Genomic DNA, 21,564 nt, shown 5'->3' on the forward strand with positions numbered 1-21,564 from the left:
GGGTCGGTTCAGCTCAGGATGTCCTTCGTGGTGAACCTGCCGAAGGCCAGGGCGCTGAAGACGAGGATGTAGCCGCCCTGCAGCAGGGCGTTGTCGGCGAAGTTCGCCCACGACACCGGGTCGCGCAGGAGGTCCGCGAAGCCCAGCCAGTAGTGCGTGAACAGCCACGGGTCGAGGAAGTCCAGCTGCGGCAGCGCGTCGACGATCTGCGCCACCGTCGAGAGCACGATGGTGGCGGCCATGGCACCCACCGGCACGCTCGTGAGCGTCGAGATGAAGAGCCCGACGGCGCTCAGCCCGAGCAGCGAGAGGGTGACGTACAGCGCCATCATCAGCATCCGCAGCGCGTAGTCGCCGTAGCCGATCGTCTGGCCCGAGAGCAGGGTCACCGGTCCGACCGGGAACAGCGCGGCGCCCGCGATGGCCCCGAACACCACGAGCACGAGGGTGCCGGCCAGGCAGAAGAGCGCGGCTCCGGCGAACTTGACGAGCAGGAGGCGCACCCGGCCCACCGGCGAGACCAGCAGGTACCGCAGGGTGCCGAGACCCGCCTCGCCCGCGATCGTGTCTCCCGCGACGACGCCGACGGTCAGGGGGAGGAACAGCGGGATCGCCACGGTCAGGGCGGTCAACGACACGAAGAGGCCGTTCCGCGTGATGTCGCCGAGGAACGCCGGGCCTCCGGAGGAGCCGCCGGACGCGTCGTCGGTCGTCACCCGCACGGCGATCGCCAGGAGGACGGGGATGAGCGCCAGGGCGCCGAGCAGGGCGATCGTCCGCACCCGTCCGAAGAGCACGACGACCTCGCTGCGGAGCAGGGACAGCCCCGTCCCGCGGCGGCGGAGGCCGTCCGCCTGCGGGGCGGGTACGGGTTCAGCCGGCGACATCGAAGCCCTCCCCGGTCAGATCGACGAAGCGCTCCTCCAGGCTGGCGCCGGTGACCTCGAAGCCGCGCACCCGCACGTCGGCGGCGACGAGCGCTGCCACGACGGCCTCCGGCGACGGCCCGTCGCCGACGAGGTCGGCCTCGACCAGCTCGGCGGCCGTCGACTCGGGCCGGTCGGTCGGCCGCACCCGCGCCTCCGGGGCGAGTCCGAGTCGACGGAGCACGACGCGCGCATCGTCGGGATCGGGGGTGAGCAGCCTCACCCGGTGCGTGCCGATCGCGCGGAGATCGTCGAGGGTGCCCTGGGTGAGCAGCCGACCCGCGCTCATGACCCCGATGTGGGTGCACATCTGCTCGACCTCGGCCAGCAGGTGGCTCGACACGAAGACGGTCGTCCCCTCGTCGGCCAGCGAGCGGATCAGGGTGCGGACCTCGCGGGTGCCCTGCGGGTCGAGCCCGTTGCTCGGCTCGTCGAGCACCAGCAGATCACGGGGCATGAGCAGGGCGTTGGCGATGCCGAGGCGCTGCTTCATGCCGAGCGAGTACGCGTGCGCCTTCTTCGACGCGGCGTGCCCGAGGCCCACCCGATCGAGCGCTGCGTCGACCCGGGCGGTGCGGGTCGCCGCGGGCGCCGTGCGGTCGGCCGAGTCGAGCCGGTGCAGGTTCGCCCGCCCCGAGAGGAACGGATAGAAGGCCGGTCCCTCGACCAGGGCGCCCACCCGGGGCAGTACGTCGCGGGCACGGTCGGGCATCGCACCGCCGAGCACCCTGATGTCGCCGCTCGTCGCCGACGTCAGCCCGAGGAGCATCCGGATCGTGCTGGTCTTGCCTGAGCCGTTCGGCCCCAGGAAGCCGTAGACGCTGCCCGCCGGCACGGCGAGATCGACGTCGGCGACGGCCTGCTGCCGACCGAACGACTTCGTCAGCGACGACGTCTCGATGGCCAGCGGCGCCGCCGATGCGGCCGATGGGGGTGCGGGGGTCACGCGAGCGGCGTCACTCGGCGGGTGCCGACGCGACCGCCGCCTGCAGGGTCTCGGCGTCGACGGCGCCCACGAAGACGCGCCCGTCGTCGCTGAGGTAGACCGAGACGAGGGAGGTCTGCAGCACCCGGCCGCCGTCGACCCGGGTCATCACCTGGTCGAGCAGGGCCGACCGGTCGCCCTGGTCGCCGCCCGAGGCCGATCCGTCGGCGGGGGCGGACCCGGCGACCGACGTCGCGCCGTCGAGACCCACCACGGTCGACCAGCCCGAGCCGATCACCACGGGCTCGGCGTGCTCGCCGCCGTGCGCCTCCCGGCCCTCGGCGGGCGCGGCGACCTCGGTCACGGTCGCGTCGGCCGGGGGAGTGAACTCGAAGACCGAGGAGGCGGGGGTCTCGAACGACACGGAGGTCAGGGCCACCGAGATGGCCGGGTCGTCCTGCCCCCGCGCGTCGACGGTCACGGCCAGCGGCACACCCGTCTCGGCGTCGACGGTGAGGGTCGCCCGGGCGACGAGCGTGTCGGCGTCGTCGGGGGTCAGGACGACCCGGTACGCGTCGCGACCGGCGACGGACACGTCGTCGGAGCTGGTGACCGTCGTGGTGTCGCCCACGGCGTCGAGGACGGCGTCGGCGAGCTCGGACGGTGTCTGCGGCACGGCCGTGCCGTCGGCCAGGGTGTCGGGCAGGTCGCGGGACGACGCGTCGGGCAGCGTGGTGTGCGTGGCGTCTTTCGAGGTCGAGTCGTACGACCACAGGTCGCGGCCATCCCGGATGACGTCGCGCTCGGAGAGGTCGTCGACCACCTGCACGCGCTGTCGCGCCTCACCGTCGACGAAGACCTGGGCGGTGTGGCTGCCGGTCAGCATCTCGAGCGCATCCGAGGTCGACTCGCCGGTCGACGAGCCGCCCTGCAGGGACGAGGGGATGTCGGGCAACCCGAGGTCGGACGTCTGCTCGACCGTGCCCGAGAAGGCCACGCCCGAGCTGCCCGCCGCGAGTGCCAGCACCTGCTGAGGGGTCTTGTCGGGCAGATCGACGTCGGCGCTGGCCGCCATCGAAGGGACGACGATGCCGGCGGCGATGACGGCCACGGGGATCGCGGCGGCGGGGATCCAGCGTGCTGACTTCTTCATGACGATCGGGCCTCTCGCATCGGACCGCGGGCGGGTCGACGACTGGGCGGCAGGCTACGCGTGAACCCTGGAGATGACTGGCAGACGCGACACCGGTGGTTCGACGTCGAGACAGGCCATCCGGGGACGAGGCCGAGGCGGGCGTCGACGGTCGTGCCGACGTCCGGCTCGCCCGGTGCCGACACCGGTGTCGCCCAACTCCCTTACAGCTCGACGACCTCGAACTCGAGCAGGTCGGCACCGGTCGCGACGGGACCCCGCGGGGCGCCGCCCGACCCCTCGGGGCGAGCGTGCGCGGCCTTGGCGCCGTTCGCCGCCCAGGCCAGGAAGTCGTCTTCGCTGCGCCAGGTGGTCACGACGAAGTAGCGGTCGTCGCCCTTGACCGGGCGCAGCAGCTGGAAGCCCTCGAAGCCCTCGGCGCCGTCGACCGAGTGCTTGCGCGCGGCGAAACGCGACTCGAGCTCGGAGCCGGACCCCTCGGGGACGTGGATGGCGTTGATCTTGACGACGGACATGACTGCTCGCTTTCGTGGGGGATGGGTCGGGGATGAGGGCGGGACGGCCGGAGGCGCCGCCTCAGGCGGTCTTCATCACGGTGGCGGTGAAGCCCTGCACGCGGTCGCTCAGCCCGGCGGCGCGACGCTCGATCTGCTCGGGCGGGTTCAGGTGCGGCGGTGCGACGCGGATGAGCAGCGAGCAGGCGAGGTCCTCGCAGATGTAGGTGCCGAGCGTGCTGCCGTTCAGGCCCGCCTCGCCGGCTTTCGGAGCGGTGAAGAGCCGCACCTGCGTCGCCGGCTGCGGCGAGTGGCAGAGCGAGCACATCGCGGCGATGCCGGGGCGCAGCGACGAGGTCGACGAACGGACGACGAGCCCGACGGGGCGGTCGGCCATCCAGTGGACGATGTAGCCGCGGTGATGGGCCTGCGGGTCGCGCCACCCCAGGAACTCCCGTTCGGACCACAGCATCTCGTGCAGCCCCGGGATCGGCAGGCGGTCCAGGTCGCCGGGCTGGGCGTTGACGAACGACTCGCGGATGTCGGACTCGGTCAGCGGCTTCATGGTCTCCTCAGTGCCTGGGTGCCTCGGTCCAGCCACCCTACGCGGCGCCCCCGACACCGCCGTGACACGGGCCACGCGGTCGCACGGTCGTAGCCTGGGGCCATGACCGAGGCCGAGGCGATGCGCCTGCTGGTGGCGCGCCTCCGGGACGCCGGCTGCGTCTTCGCCGAGGAGGAGGCGGCGCTGCTGACCGAGGCGGCCGTCGACCCTGCCGACCCTGTCGACCGAGTCGACCCCGCCGACCGAGCCCGCCCGGTCGACCCCGGCGTCCTCGAGGGGCTCGTGCGCCGACGCGTCGCCGGCGAACCCCTGGAGCAGGTCCTCGGTTGGGCCGAGTTCGACGGCCTGCGGCTCGCCGTCGCGCCCGGTGTCTTCGTGCCCCGCCGGCGGACGACCGCGCTGGCCCGCCGGGCGTCGGCCCTGGTGCCCCGGGGGCGACCGGCCGTCGCGCTCGACCTCTGCTGCGGGGTGGGGGCCGTGGCCGCCGTCCTCCTGCGCGACCATCCCGGTCTCTCGCTCGTCGCGTCCGACCTCGATCCGGTGGCCGTCGGGTGCGCCCGCGCGAACCTCCCGCCGGGCTGCGACGTGGTCGTCGGCGATCTCTTCGACGCCGTGCCCGCCCGGCTCCGAGGTGCCGTCGACGTCCTGACGGCCAATGCGCCGTACGTGCCGACCGGAGCGCTCGCGACCCTGCCGCCCGAGGCGCGCCTCCACGAGCGGGTCAGCGCACTCGACGGCGGACGCGACGGTCTCGATCTGCACCGCCGGATCGCCCAGGAGGCGCGGGTCTGGCTCCGCCCCGCGGGGTCTCTGCTGATCGAGACGAGCGCGGCTCAGGCCGCCGCCGCCGTGGACCTCCTGACCGCAAGCGGTCTCGATGCGCACAGCGAGTACGACGTCGAGCACGAGACGACGGTCGTCGTGGGCGTGCGACCGCAGTCGGATGCCGCCGGCGGTCGGACGCTGCCGTCAGCGGGTCAGATGTCGACCGGGTAGACGCCCTCGACGACGGGGGACTCCGGGGTGCCCGAGACCTCGCAGCTGAAGGCGGCCTCGATGCGCCCGTCGGCGGTGTGGCCGTAGCGCACCTCGACGACCGCGCCGGTGGCCGAGTCGCGGACGTCGTCGTCCTCGTAGCTCCACACGTCGTCGAGGAACGGGACGTCGGGGTACTCGGCCGCGACGGCGTCGACGCAGGCGTCCCAGGCCGGCGGGGCCTCTCGCGTCGGCGCAGTGGCCGGGGCGGGGGGAGTGGTCGTCGGGATCGGCGTGCTCGACGCGTCGGCGCCCGTCGTGGCGAGCCCGGAGGTCTCGGCGGCGCCGGGCTCGGACGTCGGGGTGGCGCACCCGGCGAGGGCGAGGACGAGAGCGATGCTGCTGACGAGCAGGGGGGCGGCCATACGGGGCACGAGGGCTCCTCGAGGGATGACGGGCCGCCACGGTGGCAGGCTTCGAGGGTCAGGATACCGTCACGGAGTCGTTACGGAGGTTCTTCGGGCAAGGTGGACCGATGACCGCTTCAGAGAACCGTGAACCGACCGCACTCGAGCAGGCCATCGCCAAGGGCCAGGCGGGCGAGGGCGACATGAATTCCGTGCTCGCCGAGTTCGTGAACGCCGAGATCGTCGTCCCCACCGCCGTCCAGGCGGAGGAGTCGCTGAACGAGCTGCAGCCCGTGCTCTTCGATCGCGAGGGCACGCCCATGCTCGCCGCCTTCACGCACGCCGACATGATCGGCGACCAGGTGAGAGAGGTGGCGGCGCACTCCGCGACGATCCACGCCGCCGAGCTCGTCCAGGCCATCCCGCCGCAGACGGGACTGGTCGTGAACCCCGGCAACCCCGAGGGCTTCGAGATGCTGCCGGAGGGCGTCGCGCAGCTCGCCGACGACGTCCGCGAGCTCGTGGCCGCGCACCAGGCCGACGAGACCGCGGCGACCGATCGGCCCGCCGGCGCCTGAGCGTCTCGACCCCGAAACCTGCTCGTCACACGCCGGCTGTAGGCTGAGCGCCACAACCGAACATCGGGCCACGAACACGTCGCGGGAGAGCTCCGGTGCGCATCACATGCGCCGACCGGGCACCGAAGGAGCAAGCTCCCCGCCAATCTCTCAGGTACGCGTACCGCGACGGACTGGCCACTCTGAAAAGCAGGAGCGCCTCTCGGCGACTCCTCGCCCACGGTGAAAGTCGACCCGCGTCGGCGAAGCTCTCAGGCCCATGACAGAGGGGGAGCCCCGCACGACTCCGGTCGGGCGGGGCCCACCCCCGTCGTGCAGGCGCTGCACGGCATGCTCCCGGTCGAGACAGCTCGAGGCCGGGCCGTCCTCAGGAGTCAGATGTCCGACGCAGCCTCGAACCTGCCCGCCGCCCCGGGCCCCACCGACGCCGACCTCGTCGATGCCGAGCTGGCGGACGCCGACCTCGTCGACGCCGACCCGGCCGACGTCGACGACGAGCGCTTCAGCCCGCTCCACGAGATCCACGTCGCCGCGGGCGCCTCGTTCACCGACTTCGCCGGGTGGCAGATGCCCGTGCGCTACAGCTCGGATCTCGCCGAGCACCACGCCGTCCGCACCGCGGCGGGTCTCTTCGACCTCTCGCACATGGCCGAGATCGCCGTGGTCGGACCCGACGCCGGCGTGTTCCTCGACCAGGCGCTGGCGGGCACCCTCTCGACGATCGCCGTCGGTCGGGCGAAGTACTCGCTGCTCCTCGCCGACGACGGCGGGATCGTCGACGATCTCGTCGTCTACCGGCTCGACGAGCACGACTACCTCGTCGTGGCCAACGCGGGCAACCGGGAGGCCGCGTTCGGCGCTCTCGCGACCCGCGCCTCCGGCTTCGACGTCACGGTCGACGACGAGAGCGACGACACCGCTCTCGTCGCGATCCAGGGTCCCGAGGCGGAGGGCGTCCTCGACGCGCTCATCAGCGGCGACCGTCTCCAGCCCGACGCGCCGCTCTCGACGCTCCGGTACTACCGGGTGCTGCAGGGCACCTTCGACGACGCCCCCGTCCTGATCGCCCGCACCGGCTACACCGGCGAAGACGGCTTCGAGCTGTACCTCGCGCCCGAGTCCGCCGCCGACCTCTGGACGGCGCTCGCCGAGGCGGGAGCACCCCGGGGCGTCGTCCCCGCCGGTCTCGCCAGCCGCGACACGCTGCGACTCGAGGCGGGCATGCCGCTCTACGGCCACGAGCTCGGTCGCGACGTGCGCCCCGCCCAGGCGGGTCTCGGCCGCGTGGTCGACACCTCGAAGGACTTCGTCGGCCGCTCCGGTGTCGACCCGGCGCCCGGCGCCCGTGTGCTGGTGGGTCTGACCCTGCCGGGTCGTCGAGCGGCCCGAGCGGGCTACCCCGTGGTCACCGACGACGGCACCGTCGTGGGCGAGATCACGAGCGGCGCGCTCTCGCCGACCCTGGGCCACCCCGTCGCCATGGCCTTCGTCGACCCCGACGTGGTCGACCGCGGCCCGGCCCTCGCCGTCGACGTGCGGGGGACGCCGATCCCGGCGACCGTCGTGCCCCTGCCCTTCTACAAGCGCTCCTGACCCTCCCGCGGGCCGACTGCCCGCGCGCCCCGCACCTCACCCCCTCTCGAAAGGCCTCGGCATGACCGACCTCACCTCGCTGCACTACACCGCCGAGCACGAATGGCTGCTCATCGACGGCGACACCGCCACCGTGGGCATCACCGACTACGCGGCCGAGAAGCTCGGCGACGTCGTCTACGTCGACCTGCCGTCCGCGGGCACCGAGGTAGAGTCCGGCACCGTCGTCGGCGAGATCGAGTCGACGAAGTCCGTGGGCGAGCTCTTCGCCCCCGCGCTCGGCACGGTGCTCGAGATCAACGACGCCGTCGTCGACAGCCCCGATCTGGTCAACAGCGACCCGTTCGGCGACGGCTGGCTCATCAAGATCACCCTGGCGTCGACCGACCGCGTCGGCCTCCTCTCGCGCGACGAGTACGTCGCCCTCACGGCCGAATGACCGGCGAGACGACCTCCGGGTCGGTGTTCGGAGACTGGGCCGGTCGTGCGGCCGGCGGATTCGTCGACCGCCACATCGGCACGACGCCGTCCGATCAGGCCGCGATGCTCGCCGTCGTCGGGCACGACAGCGTCGAATCGCTCGTCCGGGCCGCCGTCCCCGACAGCATCCACACGTCGGCCGACGCGGGCGGCACGCTGCCCGCACCGGTGGGCGAGACGGAGGCGCTGGCCGAGCTGAGACGACTCGCCGACCGCAACCGCCCCTCCCGCACGCTCCTGGGGCTCGGTTACTACGACACCGTCACACCCGCGGTCATCCAGCGCAACGTCCTCGAGAACCCGAGCTGGTACACGGCCTACACGCCCTACCAGCCCGAGATCTCGCAGGGGCGGCTCGAGGCGCTGATCAACTTCCAGACGATGGTCTCCGAGCTCACCGGTCTGACCACCGCCAACGCCTCCATGCTCGACGAGGGCACGGCCGTGGTCGAGGGCATGCTGCTCGCCCGCCGCGCCTCGAAGGCGAAGAGCGACGTGTTCGTCGTCGATGCCGACGCGTTCCCGCAGACCAAGGCGCTGCTCGCCGGTCGTGCCGCGGCCGTCGGCATCGAGCTGGTCGAGCTCGATCTGACGGGCGCCGACCCGGCCGAGGTGCCCGAGTCGTTCGGGCTGTTCGTGCAGTACCCCGCGGCGACCGGCGCCGTGCACGACCTCGCGGCGATCACCGAGGCCAGTCACGCCCACGGCGGTCTCGTCGTCGTCGCTGCCGATCTGCTCGCGCTCACCCTCCTGACCCCTCCCGGCGAGTTCGGGGCCGACGTCGCCGTCGGGACGAGTCAGCGCTTCGGCGTGCCCATGGGCTTCGGTGGTCCGCACGCGGGCTACATGGCGGTCCGCACCGGTCTCGAGCGGCAGCTGCCCGGGCGCCTGGTCGGGGTGTCGCAAGACGTCGACGGGCGGCCGGCCTACCGGCTGAGCCTGCAGACCCGAGAGCAGCACATCCGTCGCGAGAAGGCCACGTCGAACATCTGCACCGCCCAGGTGCTGCTGGCCGTGATGGCCTCGATGTACGCCGTCTACCACGGCCCCTGGGGGCTGCGGCACATCGCGTCGCGGGTGCACGCTCACACGGCCGACCTCGCCGAGGCCATCGCCGCCTCCGATCTCGAGCTCGAGAACGACACGTTCTTCGACACGCTGCAGGTCTTCGTGCCGGGCCGGTCCGCCGAGCTCGTGGCCGCGGCCCGCGGGCGCGGCTACCTCGTGCACGCCGTCGACGCCGACTGCATCCGGCTGTCGTTCGACGAGACGGCCACGCGCGACGACGTCGTCGCGGTCGCCGAGGTGCTGGGCGTCGAGATGCCCCCCGGAAAGGGCGGCGACGGCCCGTCCGGACTCCCGGAGGCGCTGCTGCGGACGAGCGACTACCTCACCCACCCGGTCTTCCGCACCCACCGCAGCGAGACCAGCATGATGCGGTACCTCAAGCACCTCGCCGACAAGGACTACGCCCTCGACCGCGGAATGATCCCGCTCGGCAGCTGCACCATGAAGCTCAACGCGGCCACCGAGATGGCGGCCGTGACCTGGCCCGAGTTCGCCTCGGTGCACCCGTTCGCGCCGGCGGAGGACGTCGAGGGCTACCTCGACCTCGTCGGTCAGCTCGAGGGCTGGCTGGCCGATCTGACCGGTTACGACACGGTGTCGCTGCAGCCCAACGCGGGCAGCCAGGGCGAGCTCGCGGGTCTGCTGGCGATCCGCGGGTACCACCTCGCGAACGGCGATGCAGCGCGCACGGTGTGCCTCATCCCGCAGAGCGCCCACGGCACCAACGCGGCGAGTGCGGTGCTCGCCGGCATGAGGGTCGTCGTCGTCGCCTGCGACGACCGGGGCAACGTCGACCTCGACGATCTGCGGAAGCAGGTCGCGGCCCACGCCGCCGATCTCGCGGCGCTGATGATCACCTACCCGTCGACCCACGGCGTGTACGAGCACGACATCCGCGACATCACCGACGCCGTCCACGAGGCGGGCGGCCAGGTCTACGTCGACGGCGCGAACCTCAACGCCCTGCTCGGGTTCGCCAAGTTCGGCGAGTTCGGCGGCGACGTCTCGCACCTGAACCTGCACAAGACGTTCTGCATCCCGCACGGCGGCGGCGGGCCCGGTGTCGGACCGGTCGCGGCCAAGGCGCACCTCGCGCCGTTCCTGCCCGGCCACCCGATGGCGCAGCAGGCCGACCGACGCACCGGGGCGGCCGCGGCGGCCCCGGGGGAGCGACCGGCCCATGCCGGCGTCCCGGTGTCGAGCGCCCCGTACGGTTCGCCGAGCATCCTGCCGATCAGCTGGGCCTACATCCGCATGATGGGCGACGAGGGGCTCGTGCAGGCCACCGGCGCGGCGGTGCTCGCGGCGAACTACGTCGCCGTGCGACTGCGTGAGCACTACCCGGTGCTGTACTCGGGTGAGGGCGGGCTCGTCGCGCACGAGTGCATCCTCGACCTCCGCCCGCTCCGCGACGCGACCGGCGTGACCGTCGACGACGTCGCCAAGCGACTCGTCGACTACGGGTTCCACTCGCCGACGATGTCGTTCCCCGTGGCGGGCACGCTGATGGTCGAACCCACCGAGAGCGAGGACCTCGCCGAGATCGACCGGTTCGTCGACGCCATGATCGCGATCAAGCACGAGGCCGACGAGATCTCGGCGGGTCGGCACGCCGTCGAGGACAGCCCGCTGCGGGCCGCCCCCCACACGGCCGAGTCCGTCATCTCGGGCGAGTGGACGGCCGGTTACAGCCGCGTCGAGGCCGTCTACCCGGTCGACTCGCTCAAGCGCGCGAAGTACTGGCCGCCGGTCCGGCGCATCGACCAGGCGTGGGGCGATCGCAACCTGTTCTGCGCCTGCCCGCCGGTCGAGGCCTTCGCCTGATCCGACCGACCTGCGCCCGGGTCCGAGCTCGCCGCTCGGACCCGGGCGTCGGCCGTCAGGAGGGAAGTCCGAAGAACGCGGGGAACGTCGCCGCCGCCCACGGGTAGCCGATGAAGACCGCCGAGTCCATCACGACGTGTGCCACCACGAGCGGCAGGATGCGCCCGAACCGGGCGTACAGCCATCCGAACACCAGGCCCATCACCACGTTGCCGACGAACGCGCCGAACCCCTGATAGAGGTGGTACGTGCCGCGCAGCAGGGCGGCCGCGACGATGATCGTCCACGGGCGCCAGCGGAGATCGGTCAGGCGCGCGAAGAGGTAGGCCACGACGATGACCTCCTCCGTGAGTCCCGCCCGGAGCGCGGAGAGCACCAGCACCGGGACGGTCCACCAGTGCTCGCCGAGGTCCGTGGGCACGACCGTCACCGTCAGGTCGAGAGCCTTGCCGACCAGGTACAGGCCGATGCCGGGGACTCCGATCGCGAGGGCGAGCCCCAGGCCGCCGAGCACATCGCGTCCGCTGCGCGAGAAGTCGACGCCGAGGCGCGCCAGGTGAGGGCGGCGGCCCTGCCAGAGCAGGTAGGCGACCAGCGCGACGGGCACGAGGTCGACGACCACGGCGAGCACCTGGTAGACGAGGTCGAACACGGCGCGATCGCTGAGCGACGAGTTGAGGGTCGCGGTCTGCTGCGACAGGCTCGTGGGCTGGGTGAGGCGGTTGACGATCGACACGAGCGAGTACACGGCGGAGGCGCCGAGCGACAGCCCGAGCACGATCGCGATCTCGACCCGGAGGCGCGAGCGGCTGGGCAGGTCGACCGCCGGTTCGAGAGGCATGGCCGGATAATACCTGCCACGTGTCTGATTTCTCGCAACGGAAACCTGCGCAGATGAGGGGCTTGACGCAACGATCCGTGCGTCGGCGCAACGATCCATCGAATTGGTTTCCGTCGTGTAACCGTTCGCCCTGAGGTTTGGAGAAGCCTGAAAGAGGTGCCTAGGGTCGTCTTCATCCAACGTGGCACGACTCATGGGGAGTCGTGCTGCGTCCTTTCTTGCATCAGGAGGAACATTGAAGAAGACGCGCATGGGCCTCGGGTCCGTCGCCGTCGTGGGGGCGGCAGCACTCGTCCTCACCGGCTGCTCGAACGGCGGTGACTCGGGCGACGCCGCTCCCTCGGGCAACGCCGACGCCATCATCACCACGAACGGCAGCGAGCCGCAGAACCCGCTGGTCCCGTCGAACACCACCGAGACCGGTGGCGGGAAGATCATCGACTCGATCTTCGCCGGCCTCGTCTCGTACGACGCCGAGGGCGCCACCGAGATGGACGTCGCCGAGTCCATCGAGTCCGACGACAACCAGCTCTGGACCGTCAAGCTCAAGGAGGGCCAGACCTTCACCGACGGCACCCCCGTCACCTCCGAGTCCTTCACGAAGGCCTGGAACTGGGCCGCGCAGATCAGCAACGCGCAGAGCGCCTCGTACTTCTTCGACAACATCGAGGGCTACGACGCCGAGGCCGACAGCGACCTCTCGCTCGAGGTCGTCAGCGACACCGAGTTCACGGTCATGCTGAACGCCCCCGAGGCCGACTGGCCCCTGCGTCTCGGCTACTCGGCGTTCTCGCCGCTGCCCGAGTCGTTCTACGACGACGTCGACGCCTTCGGCGAGAGCCCCGTCGGCAACGGCCCCTACAAGCTCGAGAGCGCCGACGCCTGGACTCACAACCAGGACATCAAGCTCGTCACCAACGAGGACTACGACGGTCCGCGCACGCCCGTCAACGGCGGCCTGACCATCACGTTCTACACGACGCAGGACGCCGCGTACTCCGACGTGCTCTCGGGCAACCTCGACATCCTCGACCAGGTGCCGGACACCCAGTTCGCCTCGTACGAGAGCGACTTCCCGGAGCGCTTCGCGAACCAGCCGGCCGCGATCTTCCAGTCGATCACCATCCCGCAGTACCTCGAGCACTTCGACGGCACGACCGAAGAGGGCAAGCTGCGTCGTGCGGCGATCTCGCTCGCGATCAACCGCGGCGACATCACCGACGTCATCTTCCAGGGCACCCGCACCCCCGCCAAGGACTTCACGTCGCCCGTCATCGACGGCTACTCCGAAGACCTCGACGGCTCGGACGTGCTCGACTACGACGCCGACCGCGCCAAGGAGCTCTGGGCTCAGGCCGAAGAGATCGCCCCCTACGGCGACACCACCTTCACCATCGCCTACAACTCCGACGGCGGACACCAGAACTGGGTCGACGCCGCGACGAACAGCATCGCCGACACGCTGGGCATCAAGGCGGCCGGAGAGCCGAAGCCCACGTTCGCCGAGCTCCTCGACCAGGAGGACAACGACGCCATGACCGGCGCCTTCCGTTCCGGATGGCAGGCCGACTACCCGTCGCTGTTCAACTTCCTCGCGCCGCTGTACCAGACCGGTGCCGGTTCGAACTACGGCCGTTACACGAGCGACGAGTTCGACGGTCTCCTGAGCGAGGGCGCCGCCTCGACCTCCGTCGAGGACGCCAACGCGAAGTTCCAGGAGGCGCAGGAGGTCCTGCTCACCGACCTCCCCGTCATCCCGCTGTGGTACTCGAACGTGACCGGCGTGTGGGCCGACACGGTCGAGAACGTCCAGTTCGGCTGGAACTCCGTCCCGTTGTTCTACGAGGTCACCAAGCAGTAAGGAACGCATCCGATAGAGGCTCCGGCCTCGTTCAGAACTGCCGAGGGGTCCGGGCGGGTTATCCTGCTCCGGGCCCCTCGGTGGGCGTCCACCACTCTCTCTCCATGATTGCGACATCCATGCACGCGCAGAAAATCGAGGCGGCCTGATGCTCTGGTACACCGGCCGGCGCCTCCTCCAGCTGATTCCCGTCTTCTTCGGGGCGACCTTCCTCATCTACTTCATGGTGTTCGCCCTCCCGGGCGACCCGATCGCCGCCCTGTTCGGCGAGAAGCAGCCGAGCCCCGCCGTCATCGAGGCCATCCGGGCGCAGTACAACCTCGACAAGCCGTTCATCGTGCAGTACCTGCTCTACATCGGCGGTCTGTTCACGGGTGACCTGGGCACGACGTTCTCCGGTCGCCCCGTCATCGACGAGCTCGTCCGGGCGTTCCCGATCACGTTCCGTCTCGCCATGCTCGCTCTCCTGTTCGAATCGATCGCCGGGATCGTCGTCGGCCTCTACGCCGGCCTCCGCAAGGGCAAGATCTTCGACAACAGCGCCCTCGTGGTCTCGCTGCTGCTCATCTCCGTGCCGACGTTCGTCATCGGTTTCGTCCTGCAGTACGTCTTCGGCATCCAGCTGGCCCTCTTCCGGACCACCGTCAGCTCGCAGGCTCCGTGGAGCGAGCTGGTGCTGCCCGCGATCGTGCTCGCCTCGGTGTCGTTCGCGTACATCGTCCGACTCACCCGCGCCTCCGTCGCCGAGAACATGAGCGCAGACTTCGTGCGCACGGCGACGGCGAAGGGCCTCACCCGTCGACGGGTCGTCGGGGTGCACATCCTCCGCAACTCGCTCGTGCCCGTCATCACCTACCTCGGCGTCGACATCGGATCGCTGATGGTCGGTGCGATCGTCACCGAGGGAATCTTCAACATCCAGGGCGTCGGTGGCACCGTCTACCGGGCCATCCAGCTCGGCGAGGGGCCGACCGTCGTGTCGTTCGTCGCGGTGATGGTCATCATCTTCATGCTGGCCAACCTGCTCGTCGACCTGCTCTACGCCGTTCTCGACCCGAGGATCCGCTATGCCAAGTAACACGACACCGGGCCTGTCGCCCGACCACTACGTCGCCCCGCTCGACGAGACCCCGCTGAAGGCCGTCGACGCCGTCGACGAGACCGAGAAGCCCCGCTCCAGCTGGAACGACGCGTGGGACGCCATGAAGACGCGCCCCCTGTTCTGGATCTCCGCGGTGCTGATCCTGTTCGTGATCGTCGTGGCGCTGTTCCCGCAGCTCTTCACGAGCACCTCGCCGACCTCCGGCGCCAGCCTCCCCGACAGCAACGGACCGGCCGAGTCCGGGCACCCGATGGGCTTCACGCTGCAGGGGCTCGACGTCTACGCCCGTGTCGTCTACGGCACCCGGGCCTCGTTGACCGTGGGCCTGCTGGCCACGGTCCTCGTGACCCTGGTGGGCATCGTCATCGGCTCGCTCGCCGGCTACTACGGCGGCTGGCTCGACGCGCTCGTCTCGCGTCTCGGCGACATCTTCTTCGCCATCCCCACCGTGCTCGGCGCCATCGTGCTCATGTCGGTCCTGCCGTCGCGCACCCCGCTGACGGTCGCTCTCGTGCTGTCGCTCTTCGCCTGGCCGCAGATCGCCCGCATCATGCGCGGCTCGGTGCTCGGCGCCAAGAGCAGCGACTACGTCATGGCCTCCGCCGCGCTCGGCGTCTCGCGCTTCCGCATCCTGGTCAGGCACGTCATCCCCAACGCGATCACTCCCGTGATCGTCGTGGCGACGGTCTCGCTCGGCACGTTCATCGTCGCCGAGGCCACCCTGTCGTTCCTCGGGATCGGCCTGCCCGGCACCGTGATGTCGTGGGGCAACGACATCAACGCCGCCCGCGCCTCCCTGCGGGTCGCCCCGATGCCCCTGATCTGGCCGGCGGCCGCCCTCTCGGTGACCGTGCTGTCGTTCCTCATGATGGGCGACGTCGTGCGCGACGCCCTCGACCCGAAGGCGAGGGCCCGTCGATGACCTCCACCTCCACCCGTCCCGAGTCGGCGAGCACCGCCCCCGCGGCGACCCCTCTGCTCGAGATCAAGGGCCTGAAGATCGGGTTCAAGACCCAGTCGGGCTACGTCGACGCCGTCCGCGGCGTGGACTTCACGATGATGCCGGGCGAACGTCTCGCGATCGTGGGCGAGTCCGGCTCGGGCAAGTCGACCACGGCCACGTCGATCATCGACCTGCTGCCGGGCGCCGGCGAGGTCACCGGGGGGCAGATCCTCTTCGAGGGCAAGGACCTCACGAAGGCGACGCCCGCCGAGATGCAGGCCATCCGCGGTCGCGACATCGGCTACGTGCCCCAGGACCCGATGTCGAACCTCAACCCGGTCTGGAGCATCGGCTTCCAGGTCGAGGAGGCCATCCGCGCCAACGGCGTGGCCACCGGCAAGCAGGCGGTGCGCGATCGCGCGATCGAGGTGCTGAAGGAGGCGGGGCTCGGCGACGCCGACCAGCGTCTGAAGCAGTTCCCTCACCAGTTCTCGGGCGGCATGCGCCAGCGTGTGCTGATCGGGATCGGCCTCTCGTCGCGCCCGAAGCTGCTGATCGCCGACGAGCCGACGTCCGCGCTCGACGTCACCGTGCAGCGGCGGATCCTCGACCACCTCGAGACCCTGACGCGCGACTACGGCACCTCGGTGCTCTTCATCACGCACGACCTCGGTCTCGCGGCCGAACGCGCCGAGAAGCTCGTCGTCATGTACAAGGGCCAGGTCGTCGAGTCGGGGCCGTCGAAGGAGATCCTGGCGAACCCGCAGCACCCGTACACGCAGCGTCTCGTGGCCGCGGCTCCGAGCCTCGCCAGCCAGCGCATCCAGTCGAGCATCGCGCCGACGCACACCAACGACGTCGAGATCTCCGACGAGGGCGCCGACGACGCCGAGCTGATGAAGCGCGCGCACCAGCGCGAAGAGCTCGGCAAGCGGAACGCGTCGTACATCCAGGTCGAGAACCTCACCAAGCTGTACAAGATCCGTCAGGGCGGCTTCAAGACGACCGAGCTGCGGGCCGTCGACGACGTCTCGTTCTCGATCCCGCGCGGCACGACGATGGCGCTGGTGGGCGAGTCCGGCTCGGGCAAGTCCACCGTGGCCAAGCTGGTCCTCCAGCTCGAGTCCATCACCTCGGGCACCGTCGCCATCGACGGGAAGAGCGTCGGGGCCCTGAAGGGCAAGGAGCTCTTCGACTTCCGTCGTCGGGTGCAGCCCGTCTTCCAAGACCCCTACGGCTCGCTCGACCCGATGTACAGCGTCGGCAACACGATCGCCGAACCGCTCGTCACCCACGGCATCGGCGACCGCAAGAGCCGCCAGCAGCGTGTGCACGAGCTGCTCGACCAGGTGTCGCTGCCCGTCTCGATGGTCAACCGCTACCCGGGCGAGCTCTCGGGCGGTCAGCGTCAGCGCATCGCCGTCGCCCGGGCGCTCGCGCTCAAGCCCGACGTGATCGTGCTCGACGAGGCCGTCTCCGCGCTCGACGTGCTGGTGCAGGGCCAGGTGCTCGACCTGCTCACCGACCTGCAGACGGAGCTGGGGCTCACCTACCTCTTCATCACGCACGACCTGGCCGTGGTCCGCCTCATCGCGGACAACGTCTGCGTCATGCAGAAGGGACGCATCGTCGAGGCCGGCACCACCGACGAGATCTTCGCGAACCCGGCGCAGCAGTACACCCGCGAGCTGCTCGAGGCGATCCCCGGCGCGAACTTCGAGTTCGGCCGGTAGTCGACCCGCGCCTCCTCGTCAGGGGCCTCTCCACCGTTCCGACAGGGGCGGGGGAGGGGCCCTTTACCACGTGCCGTAGACTGTCGTCGCCGGGCTCTGTCCCGTGCACCTCCCCCTCCGCTTCTCGTAAGGAATTCATCCATGGCGACTGCCATCCGCAGCGACCTGCGCAACGTGGCGATCGTGGCCCACGTCGACCACGGCAAGACGACTCTCGTCGACGCCATGCTCAAGCAGACCAACTCGTTCGACGCCCACTTCGACACCGAAGACCGAATGATGGACTCGAACGAGCTCGAGCGCGAGAAGGGCATCACGATCCTCGCGAAGAACACCGCGGTGCTCTACAACGGTGCTCACGCGGCCGACGGCCCGATCACCATCAATGTGATCGACACCCCCGGCCACGCCGACTTCGGCGGTGAGGTCGAGCGCGGCCTCTCGATGGTCGACGGCGTCGTGCTGCTCGTCGACGCGTCCGAGGGGCCCCTGCCCCAGACCCGCTTCGTGCTCCGCAAGGCCCTCGCGGCCAAGCTCCCCGTCATCCTGCTGGTCAACAAGACCGACCGCCCCGACGCCCGCATCGACGAGGTCGTGGCCGAGTCGCAGGACCTCCTCCTCGGTCTCGCCAGCGACCTGAGCGAAGAGGTCGAAGACCTCGACCTCGACGCGATCCTCAACGTGCCCGTGGTCTACGCCTCGGGTCGTAACGGCGCAGCGTCGATCAACAAGCCGGCCGACGGCTCGCTGCCCGACAACGCCGACCTCGAGCCGCTGTTCGACGCCATCCTCACGCACGTGCCGGCGCCGACCTACGACGACGAGCACCCCCTGCAGGCGCACGTGACCAACCTCGACGCGTCGCCGTTCCTCGGTCGTCTCGCGCTCCTCCGCGTGTTCCACGGCACCCTGAAGAAGGGCCAGACCGTCGCCTGGGTCAAGCAAGACGGCACCACGGTCAACGCCCGCATCACCGAGCTGCTCATCACCAAGGCCCTGCAGCGCTACCCCGCCGAGTCCGCGGGCCCCGGCGACATCGTCGCCGTCGCCGGCTTCGACACCATCACCATCGGCGAGACCCTCTCCGACCCCGACGACGTCCGGCCGCTGCCGACCATCACGGTCGACGACCCCGCGATCTCGATGACCATCGGCACGAACACGTCGCCGCTGATCGGCAAGGTCAAGGGTCACAAGCTGACCGCGCGCATGGTCAAAGACCGTCTCGACCGAGAGCTGATCGGTAACGTCAGCCTCAAGGTCGTCGACATCGGACGCCCCGACGCGTGGGAGGTCCAGGGTCGAGGCGAGCTCGCACTCGCCATCCTCGTCGAGCAGATGCGACGCGAGGGCTTCGAGCTCACCGTCGGCAAGCCGCAGGTGGTCACCCGTCGCGACGAGAACGGCAAGCTCCAGGAGCCGTTCGAGCACATGACCGTCGACGTGCCCGACGAGTACCTCGGTGCGATCACCCAGCTGATGGCCGCCCGCAAGGGCCGCATGGAGAACATGGCGAACCACGGTTCGGGCTGGGTCCGCATGGAGTTCATCGTCCCGTCGCGTGGCCTGATCGGCTTCCGCACGCAGTTCCTCACCGACACGCGCGGCACCGGCATCGCCAACGGCATCAGCCACGGCTACGGCCCCTGGGCCGGCGAGATCTCGACCCGTACCAACGGCTCGATCATCGCCGACCGCTCGGGTGTCGTCACGCCGTTCGCGATCCAGAACCTGCAAGAGCGCATGACCTTCTTCGTGCAGCCGACCGAAGAGGTCTACGAGGGCATGGTCGTGGGCGAGAACTCGCGCGCCGACGACATGGACGTCAACATCACCAAAGAGAAGAAGCTGACCAACATGCGTCAGTCGACGGCCGACAACTTCGAGTCGATGACGCCCTCGCGCGTCCTCTCGCTCGAGGAGTCGCTCGAGTTCGCCGGTGACGACGAGTGCGTCGAGGTCACCCCCGACGCCATCCGCATCCGCAAGGTCGAGCTCGACGCGTCGGCTCGCCAGCGCAGCACCGCTCGTCTCAAGAAGCAGAACGCGTAGCACCACCGAATCACCGCCAGACCGAGAGGCGGCCCGCAGCAGTGCGGGCCGCCTCTCGCGTATCCACCCCGCTGCGCTTCGCCGCCCCTCGCTGCGTGCCCCGCACGTTCCACGCCCACGTCCAGAGACGGCCGCTACCCTCTCCGGGTGCCGATCCGTTCGAAGTCCCTCATCCGCCCCGTCGCCGCTCTGACCCTCGTCTTCGGTCTCGGCGCCGGCCTCACCGCGTGCGGTTCGGGCTCGCCGATCGACAACATCGTCGGCGGCGCGATCGACAGCAGCGTCGAGGGCCTCACCGGCACCGTGCAGCAGGCCGTCGAAGACGCCGCGGGCGAGGCGCTCGGCGGAGCCGGCATCACGACGGACGGCACGCTCCCCGAGTCGTTCCCCGCCGAGGTCCCGCTCGTCGAGGGCACCGTGCGCGGGGGCGGCGCCGGGCCCGAGGGATCCGGCTGGGTGGCTCAGATCACCGTCTCGGGCGCCGACCGCTTCACCGTCGCGCAGCAGCAGCTCGAGCAGGCCGGCTACACGGCCAGCGGGGTGGACTCCGACGCGGACAGCGGCTTCGGCACATTCACGGGCCCGGCGTACCGCGTCGTGCTCACCGTGTCGACCGACACCGACGGGGTCTCGACGGCGACCTACGTCGTCACCCCCGTCTGACCTCCGCACTCGCGGGCGTCCGCGCCGCGCCGGCCGCCCCGACCCGGCGGCGTCAGGCGAAGAGCGTCTCGCCGACCCAGCCGTTCTCCGACGCGCCCGGCGGCACCGCGAAGATCGCCGAGCCGACGTGCTTGACGTACTCGTTCATGCGATCGCTGCGGGCGAGCGACTGCTGGATCGGCACGAACTGCCTCCGGCTGTCGCGGTTGAAGCAGATGAAGAACAGCCCCGCGTCGAGGCGTCCGAGCTCGTCGTTGCCGTCGACGAAGTTGTAGCCGCGCCGCAGCAGGGTGGCCCCGTCGTTGTTCTGCGGGTGGGCGAGCGCGACGTGCGAGTCGGGCGCGATGGCCGGCCCGCCGGTCGAGGCCGCGGCGGCGAAGTCGGGTGCGGTGAACTCCGATCCGCCCGACAGCGGGGCCCCCTCGCCCTTGTCACGGCCGACGACGGTCTGCTGCTCGGCGAGGGAGGCGCGGTCCCAGGTCTCGATCGTCATCCGGATCTTCCGGGCGACGAGGTACGACCCGCCCGCCATCCAGGCGGCGCCGTCGCCCTCGGTCGCCCAGACGCCGTCGGCGACGGCCCCGGTGTCCTCGGCCTTGACGTTCGCGGTGCCGTCCTTGAAGCCGAACAGGTTGCGCGGAGTGGTCTGCCCGCGGGTCGTCGACGAGGTGCGGCCGAAGCCGAGCTGCGACCAGCGGAGGGAGGCGCGGCCGAAGGCGATCCGCGACAGGTTGCGGATCGCGTGCACGGCCACCTGGGGGTCGTCGCTGCACGCCTGCACGCAGAGGTCGCCGCTGCTGGCCGCCTCGATCAGCTGATCGCCCGAGAAGTGCGGCAGGTCGATCAGCGCCGCAGGGCGTCGCGAGGCCAGCCCGAAGCGGTCGACGCCCGTGGCGGTGGTGAAGAGCGTCGGGCCGAAGCCGATGGTCACGGTGAGCCCGGCCGCGGGCAGGCCGAGGGCCTCGCCGGTGTCGTCAGGAGGCGCGGCGAGCGACCCGCCCGTCGCCCCCGTCGGACTCACGTCCAACCCGGCGGTCAGTCTCGACGCGGCGTAGCTCCAGTCCTTCAGCAGCTCGACCAGCTCGGCGCGCGTGGTGCCGTCCGAGACGTCGAACGCCGCGAAGTGCAGGCGGTCCTGCGCGGCGGTGGTGACGCCCGACTGATGCGGTCCGAAGAACGGGTACGTCGCCGCCGCGCCCGAGCCGCCCGCGGTGTGCGCGACGACCGCGCGGTCGGCTCCGATCCCGACGCCGAGACCGAGCACGCCGGCGCCGACGCCCGTGCCGACGAGTCCGAGCAGGCCCCGTCGCGACAGCCCCGGTCGCTCGGCGGCGCCGCCCGTCTCTCGGGCGCCGTCAGTCCCGCCCACGCTGCGGGCCAC

The 21,564-nt window shown here is 70.8% G+C and carries 19 protein-coding genes and 1 riboswitch; of the genes, 11 read left to right on the plus strand and 8 right to left on the minus strand.

What is annotated here, in order from left to right:
* Positions 1–8 precede the first annotated feature (8 nt).
* From ACZ6JE_RS00850 to ACZ6JE_RS00870, 5 genes are all read right to left on the minus strand, one after another.
* Complete coding sequence (locus tag ACZ6JE_RS00850) at positions 9–887, minus strand: ABC transporter permease (RefSeq protein WP_464317955.1); 879 nt, start codon at positions 885–887, stop codon at positions 9–11.
* Positions 874–1,872, minus strand: coding sequence for an ABC transporter ATP-binding protein (locus tag ACZ6JE_RS00855; RefSeq protein ID WP_464317956.1), 999 nt, complete (start codon positions 1,870–1,872; stop codon positions 874–876). The genes ACZ6JE_RS00850 and ACZ6JE_RS00855 overlap by 14 nt, the downstream gene beginning before the upstream one ends.
* A gap of 10 nt (positions 1,873–1,882) precedes the next feature.
* A complete protein-coding gene (locus ACZ6JE_RS00860; RefSeq protein WP_464317957.1) occupies positions 1,883–3,004 on the minus strand; it encodes a LolA family protein in 1,122 nt (373 codons plus the stop codon).
* A 203-nt stretch (positions 3,005–3,207) separates the two neighbouring features.
* Positions 3,208–3,519: an antibiotic biosynthesis monooxygenase family protein gene (locus ACZ6JE_RS00865; RefSeq protein WP_464317958.1), complete on the minus strand. Its 312-nt coding sequence runs from the start codon at positions 3,517–3,519 to the stop codon at positions 3,208–3,210.
* Positions 3,520–3,580: 61 nt separating this feature from the next.
* On the minus strand, positions 3,581–4,063 hold the full coding sequence (locus tag ACZ6JE_RS00870) for an FBP domain-containing protein (RefSeq protein ID WP_320477006.1): 483 nt from the start codon (positions 4,061–4,063) through the stop codon (positions 3,581–3,583).
* A gap of 102 nt (positions 4,064–4,165) precedes the next feature.
* On the opposite strand from ACZ6JE_RS00870, the gene ACZ6JE_RS00875 reads away from it, so the two are divergent.
* On the plus strand, positions 4,166–5,059 hold the full coding sequence (locus ACZ6JE_RS00875; protein WP_464317959.1) for a putative protein N(5)-glutamine methyltransferase: 894 nt from the start codon (positions 4,166–4,168) through the stop codon (positions 5,057–5,059).
* Here the strand turns inward: ACZ6JE_RS00875 and ACZ6JE_RS00880 are convergent.
* Positions 5,041–5,472: a hypothetical protein gene (locus tag ACZ6JE_RS00880; protein WP_192059710.1), complete on the minus strand. Its 432-nt coding sequence runs from the start codon at positions 5,470–5,472 to the stop codon at positions 5,041–5,043. The two genes, ACZ6JE_RS00875 and ACZ6JE_RS00880, sit on opposite strands and share 19 nt — an antisense overlap.
* Positions 5,473–5,573: 101 nt before the next feature.
* Between ACZ6JE_RS00880 and ACZ6JE_RS00885 the strand changes: the two genes are divergently transcribed.
* From ACZ6JE_RS00885 to gcvP, 4 genes are all read left to right on the plus strand, one after another.
* Complete coding sequence (locus ACZ6JE_RS00885; protein WP_192059712.1) at positions 5,574–6,023, plus strand: SseB family protein; 450 nt, start codon at positions 5,574–5,576, stop codon at positions 6,021–6,023.
* 72 nt (positions 6,024–6,095) lie between these two features.
* A riboswitch (glycine riboswitch) is annotated at positions 6,096–6,199 on the plus strand.
* A 202-nt stretch (positions 6,200–6,401) separates the two neighbouring features.
* Positions 6,402–7,616 (plus strand): glycine cleavage system aminomethyltransferase GcvT, encoded by a 1,215-nt coding sequence (gene gcvT, locus ACZ6JE_RS00890; protein WP_320478642.1) that lies wholly within the window; start codon positions 6,402–6,404, stop codon positions 7,614–7,616.
* A 61-nt stretch (positions 7,617–7,677) separates the two neighbouring features.
* Complete coding sequence (gcvH, locus tag ACZ6JE_RS00895) at positions 7,678–8,055, plus strand: glycine cleavage system protein GcvH (RefSeq protein WP_192059716.1); 378 nt, start codon at positions 7,678–7,680, stop codon at positions 8,053–8,055.
* A 104-nt stretch (positions 8,056–8,159) separates the two neighbouring features.
* The gene (gene gcvP / locus ACZ6JE_RS00900; protein WP_464318172.1) at positions 8,160–10,988 is read left to right on the plus strand and encodes an aminomethyl-transferring glycine dehydrogenase; all 2,829 of its coding nucleotides are present in this window, start codon (positions 8,160–8,162) and stop codon (positions 10,986–10,988) included.
* A 55-nt stretch (positions 10,989–11,043) separates the two neighbouring features.
* Here gcvP and ACZ6JE_RS00905 read toward each other — a convergent pair whose 3' ends face one another.
* Positions 11,044–11,829: a CPBP family intramembrane glutamic endopeptidase gene (locus ACZ6JE_RS00905; protein WP_464317960.1), complete on the minus strand. Its 786-nt coding sequence runs from the start codon at positions 11,827–11,829 to the stop codon at positions 11,044–11,046.
* A 235-nt stretch (positions 11,830–12,064) separates the two neighbouring features.
* Here ACZ6JE_RS00905 and ACZ6JE_RS00910 point away from each other — a divergent pair, with 235 nt between their 5' ends.
* From ACZ6JE_RS00910 to ACZ6JE_RS00935, 6 genes are all read left to right on the plus strand, one after another.
* Entirely contained in the window at positions 12,065–13,690 is a 1,626-nt protein-coding gene (locus ACZ6JE_RS00910) for a peptide ABC transporter substrate-binding protein (RefSeq protein WP_464317961.1), read from the plus strand.
* Positions 13,691–13,838: 148 nt separating this feature from the next.
* Complete coding sequence (locus tag ACZ6JE_RS00915) at positions 13,839–14,768, plus strand: ABC transporter permease (RefSeq protein ID WP_055794476.1); 930 nt, start codon at positions 13,839–13,841, stop codon at positions 14,766–14,768.
* Positions 14,758–15,714, plus strand: a complete 957-nt coding sequence (locus ACZ6JE_RS00920; RefSeq protein ID WP_192059725.1) for an ABC transporter permease — start codon at positions 14,758–14,760, stop codon at positions 15,712–15,714. The genes ACZ6JE_RS00915 and ACZ6JE_RS00920 overlap by 11 nt, the downstream gene beginning before the upstream one ends.
* Positions 15,711–17,468 carry a dipeptide ABC transporter ATP-binding protein gene (locus ACZ6JE_RS00925; RefSeq protein ID WP_464317962.1) on the plus strand — a complete coding sequence of 586 codons (1,758 nt, stop codon included), beginning with the start codon at positions 15,711–15,713 and terminating at the stop codon, positions 17,466–17,468. Before ACZ6JE_RS00920 ends, ACZ6JE_RS00925 begins: the two co-directional genes overlap by 4 nt.
* Before the next feature lie 141 nt (positions 17,469–17,609).
* Positions 17,610–19,520: a translational GTPase TypA gene (gene typA / locus ACZ6JE_RS00930; protein WP_192059729.1), complete on the plus strand. Its 1,911-nt coding sequence runs from the start codon at positions 17,610–17,612 to the stop codon at positions 19,518–19,520.
* A gap of 147 nt (positions 19,521–19,667) precedes the next feature.
* On the plus strand, positions 19,668–20,183 hold the full coding sequence (locus tag ACZ6JE_RS00935) for a hypothetical protein (protein WP_243214643.1): 516 nt from the start codon (positions 19,668–19,670) through the stop codon (positions 20,181–20,183).
* 52 nt (positions 20,184–20,235) lie between these two features.
* Here the strand turns inward: ACZ6JE_RS00935 and efeB are convergent, their stop codons facing one another.
* Positions 20,236–21,552, minus strand: coding sequence for an iron uptake transporter deferrochelatase/peroxidase subunit (gene efeB, locus ACZ6JE_RS00940; protein WP_464317963.1), 1,317 nt, complete (start codon positions 21,550–21,552; stop codon positions 20,236–20,238).
* Between the last annotated feature and the right edge of the window lie 12 nt (positions 21,553–21,564).

It is taken from the genome of Frigoribacterium sp. AC759 (assembly GCF_979256015.1).

Excerpts from the sequence above, each read along its gene's own strand:
- ACZ6JE_RS00850 (WP_464317955.1), bottom strand. The coding sequence starts at position 887 with ATGTCGCCGGCTGAACCCGTACCCGCCCCGCAGGCGGACGGCCTCCGC.
- ACZ6JE_RS00860 (WP_464317957.1), bottom strand. The coding sequence starts at position 3,004 with ATGAAGAAGTCAGCACGCTGGATCCCCGCCGCCGCGATCCCCGTGGCC.
- ACZ6JE_RS00865 (WP_464317958.1), bottom strand. The coding sequence starts at position 3,519 with ATGTCCGTCGTCAAGATCAACGCCATCCACGTCCCCGAGGGGTCCGGC.
- ACZ6JE_RS00870 (WP_320477006.1), bottom strand. The coding sequence starts at position 4,063 with ATGAAGCCGCTGACCGAGTCCGACATCCGCGAGTCGTTCGTCAACGCC.
- ACZ6JE_RS00875 (WP_464317959.1), top strand. The coding sequence starts at position 4,166 with ATGACCGAGGCCGAGGCGATGCGCCTGCTGGTGGCGCGCCTCCGGGAC.
- ACZ6JE_RS00885 (WP_192059712.1), top strand. The coding sequence starts at position 5,574 with ATGACCGCTTCAGAGAACCGTGAACCGACCGCACTCGAGCAGGCCATC.
- gcvT (WP_320478642.1), top strand. The coding sequence starts at position 6,402 with ATGTCCGACGCAGCCTCGAACCTGCCCGCCGCCCCGGGCCCCACCGAC.
- gcvH (WP_192059716.1), top strand. The coding sequence starts at position 7,678 with ATGACCGACCTCACCTCGCTGCACTACACCGCCGAGCACGAATGGCTG.
- gcvP (WP_464318172.1), top strand. The coding sequence starts at position 8,160 with ATGCTCGCCGTCGTCGGGCACGACAGCGTCGAATCGCTCGTCCGGGCC.
- ACZ6JE_RS00905 (WP_464317960.1), bottom strand. The coding sequence starts at position 11,829 with ATGCCTCTCGAACCGGCGGTCGACCTGCCCAGCCGCTCGCGCCTCCGG.
- ACZ6JE_RS00915 (WP_055794476.1), top strand. The coding sequence starts at position 13,839 with ATGCTCTGGTACACCGGCCGGCGCCTCCTCCAGCTGATTCCCGTCTTC.
- ACZ6JE_RS00920 (WP_192059725.1), top strand. The coding sequence starts at position 14,758 with ATGCCAAGTAACACGACACCGGGCCTGTCGCCCGACCACTACGTCGCC.
- ACZ6JE_RS00925 (WP_464317962.1), top strand. The coding sequence starts at position 15,711 with ATGACCTCCACCTCCACCCGTCCCGAGTCGGCGAGCACCGCCCCCGCG.
- typA (WP_192059729.1), top strand. The coding sequence starts at position 17,610 with ATGGCGACTGCCATCCGCAGCGACCTGCGCAACGTGGCGATCGTGGCC.